Here is a 2,607-nt window from a genome sequence, read left to right as displayed (position 1 = left end):
GCCAATTCCTACGCCGCGCTGATGGACTACGATCACAAGGACTTCGGCCTCGACGCCTACCTGGACGGCAAGTTCGAAGCCTTCGGCCTGGCGCATGAACTGATCATCGGCGCCAACGGCAGCCGTGGCACTCAGGACGACGTCTACGCGATCCGGAATCTGCCGACTCGCCAGAGCATCTATCAACCCGACCACCACTTCCCGGAGCCGGCCAACGACACCTTCTGGCCGAATATGTACCGGGGCGGTACGGTCAAGGAAACCGCCACCCAATACGGCGCCTACGCCACCTTGCGCCTGCGCCTGGCCGAACCGTTGATGCTGGTTCTCGGCAGTCGCGTCAGTTGGTATGAAAACCGCCGTGAGTCCTTGAACCTGGCCTGGGGCGAGTGGGCCGACCAGGATGCGCGCACCAAGGAAACCGGGGTGGTCACGCCGTTTGCCGCGCTGATCTACGACCTCAATGACAACCTTTCGGTGTACGCCAGCTACGCCGATATCTTCCAGCCACAAAGCTCCTACGCCACGGTCAGCGGTTCGGCCCTCAAGCCGAAAATGGGTGAGAATTATGAGCTGGGTATCAAGGGCGAATGGTTTGACGGGCGCCTTAACAGTTCCCTGGCGCTGTTTCGCGCCATCGAAAAAAACGCCGCCCAAACCGATTTCATCACCCGCTGCGGCAGTTCCTCCGACGGCTACTGCTACACCGACACTGGCAAAGTTCGCGCCCAAGGGGTCGAGGCCGAACTGAGCGGCGAATTGCTTGAACGTCTGCAAGTGTTTGGCGGCTACACCTACACGCAAACCAAAAACCTGAAGAACATCGACAGCGCAGCCGAAGGCGCGGTGTCCAACACCTACGTACCCCGGCATATGCTGCGTTTATGGGGCGACTACCAGTTGGACGGTGCACTGTCAAAATGGACAGTTGGCGCAGGGGTCAACGCCCAGAGCAGTAACTACCGCCTGCAAACCATCAAACTGGAGCAGGCCGGGTATGCGTTGTGGAATGCGCGCATTGCGTATCAGGTGGACGACACCTGGACGGTGGCGCTCAACGGCAACAACCTGTTCGATAAAAACTACTACCAGACCGTGGGTACCTCAGGCTGGGGTAATCTTTATGGAGAGCCGCGCAACCTCACGCTGAGCCTCAAAGGCAACTTCTAAACATCACCAGTCCTTGCACCAGAGCCGGCAAGCCGGCTCTGGTTCGACAACCCCCCTTCCCCCGCCCTGCTTCTGTCAAAAAAAGCTTTTTTCGCTGGCAGGCAAATCCCCACGTTTGTTCCTACACTCCAAAAAGCCATCATCGATTCTCGATTTTTCTGAAAACACGGCCTCTAATGTCAATAAATCGTCATACCATGGGTCTCATGAGAGCCATTGAGGGCGACGGCGAAAAAAAGCCAAAACATTGACACGGAACCTCAAGGAAGCCACTATTTAGCCATCATTCCGTAAATTCCTGCGTCTGAACAGGCATTACGTATTACCCAGCAACTGCAGTTGTTCGATTTGCACCACTTGTAAAGCAAACCTGCCTTATGGATGAGCAAAACGAACAGGAACGTTCTGGTGGTGTATTGAGGATCTGATCTATGCGCGGTAAATCGTCGGTCGATAGCCTGTTTTTGACTCGTCCCGGTTTCGTTGAGTTTTTTGTCGTCTTCGTCAAACTGATCCACGGCCTCACTGCTGTGGTGCCGGCAATTATCCTGCTGTTCTACCCGGAACCTGTCGCCGAGCACATGCGCAACCACTACCTGGGCCTCCTGGTATTCTTTGCGCTCTTGACCATCATTCTGTTCCAGGCCCTGGGGGTGTACTCCGAGGATCTGTTCAGCAATCGCCTGCGTTTTCGCGTGATGCTGGTGGCCTGGGTCTCGGCGTTTTGCATCTTGCTGTTCATGTACCAGATCCTGCTGCTGTTCCCACAGTTGAGCCCACGCAACCTGACGGCCTGGTTCTCCATGAGCCTGGTGCTGTTTGGCGTGGAGCGGATATTGATGCTGCGCCTGTATCGCCATTTGATGAAGAACGGCAAGTTCTTGCAACGTACGGTGATCCTGGGCTTTACCGAGACGGCGGTGCATGTGGCTGAACACCTGTCACGCAACAGCGATATCCGTTCCGGCCTGATCGGCTTTATCGACGACCGTACCGAGCGCATTCCCAAGGAATTGAGCCGCCTGCCCTTGCTGGGCAATACCCGCGACCTGGAAAAGCTGATCCGCTCCGAACAGGTCAGCCAGGTCATGATCACCCTGCCCTGGGCCGCCGAGCAGCGTATCAACGGGCTGGTCAAGCGCCTGCGGCAGATGTCGGTGAACGTCATGCTGGTGCCCGACATGGCTGCCTTGCGTTATGGGCATAACCGCATCACCGATGTGGGCGGCATCCTGATGTTCAATACCTCACAGTTGCCGCTGCGCGGCTGGTCGCCCTTTATCAAGCGTTGCGAAGACCTGCTGCTGGCCAGCATCGGCCTGTTGTTGCTGTCACCGGTGATGCTGGCGACGGCCATCGCGATCAAGCTCGATTCCAAGGGCCCGGTGCTGTTTCGCCAGAAGCGCTTTGGCTACAACGACAACCTGATCCGGGTGT

The 2,607-nt window shown here is 56.9% G+C and carries 2 protein-coding genes; both read left to right on the top strand.

The window, feature by feature from the left end:
- Positions 1-1,170, top strand: a 1,170-nt coding sequence (locus FEM54_RS30220) for a TonB-dependent siderophore receptor (protein WP_138454025.1), incomplete at its 5' end; no start/stop codon positions are given.
- A gap of 431 nt (positions 1,171-1,601) precedes the next feature.
- A partial coding sequence (locus tag FEM54_RS30215; RefSeq protein ID WP_138454024.1) for a sugar transferase occupies positions 1,602-2,607 on the top strand: 1,006 nt, incomplete at its 3' end.

Source organism: Pseudomonas edaphica, from assembly GCF_005863185.1.
GTDB lineage: Bacteria > Pseudomonadota > Gammaproteobacteria > Pseudomonadales > Pseudomonadaceae > Aquipseudomonas > Aquipseudomonas edaphica.
Note: the sequence above shows the minus strand (reverse complement) of the source record. Positions and strands in the feature narration are given on the sequence as shown.